The 675-nt window shown below is 72.4% G+C and carries 1 protein-coding gene; it reads right to left on the bottom strand.

The window, feature by feature from the left end; translation table 11 throughout:
• Nucleotides 1-114: 114 nt before the first annotated feature.
• Nucleotides 115-675: isocitrate lyase/phosphoenolpyruvate mutase family protein (locus AC1DWF_RS35055; RefSeq protein WP_476843076.1), on the bottom strand; the 561-nt coding region annotated here is incomplete at its 5' end.

Here is a 675-nt window from a genome sequence, read left to right as displayed (position 1 = left end):
GGGATGAGCATGGCGCGGCCCGGCGGATCCCTGGCCGAGCTGCTGGAGCGCGCCGATGCCGCGCTGGGCGCCGCGCGGCGGCAGGGGGGCAACCGCGTGGTCGTGGGCTGAAGCCTATCCGAGATAGTCCTTCATCGCCTCGGAATAGGGCTCCTCGCGCGTCCAGCGGGCCATGGCGCCTTTCTCCGGCAGCCCGGTCAGGGCCGAGGGCGAGACCCCGTCGCGCAGCGCTTTCAGCGTCGCGTGGATCGCCTGGGCCGCCGCCTGGCTCGGCGCATGGCCCTGCAGCGCGATGCGAACGCCGCGGCTGGCGAGGTAGTCGCGATCGGCGATGGCGGGCGAGAGCGTGCCGAGGATGAGGGGCTGCTTCGCCACCTCGGCGGCTGCGTCCAGCTCGTCGCGCTTGGTGACGCCGGTGAGGAAGAGCCCGTCCGTGCCCGTGCCGTTATAGGCCTTGATGCGGGCGATGCAGTCCTCCTTGGAGGTCACGTTCATCGCGCCCGTCCGCGCGAAGATGCAGAGCGAGCGGTCCACCCGCGCCGCCACCGCCGCGCGCATCTTGCCGACGCCCTCCTCGATGGAGATGAGGCGCGGCTTGGGGGCGCCGTGGGGGCGGGGCAGTTCCGTGTCTTCGATGGACATGGCGGCGATGCCGGCGACCTCGCACTCCTCGAC

This window comes from Aminobacter sp. P4_D5, from assembly GCF_056401815.1.
This window is presented reverse-complemented; position numbering and strand designations above follow the sequence as displayed.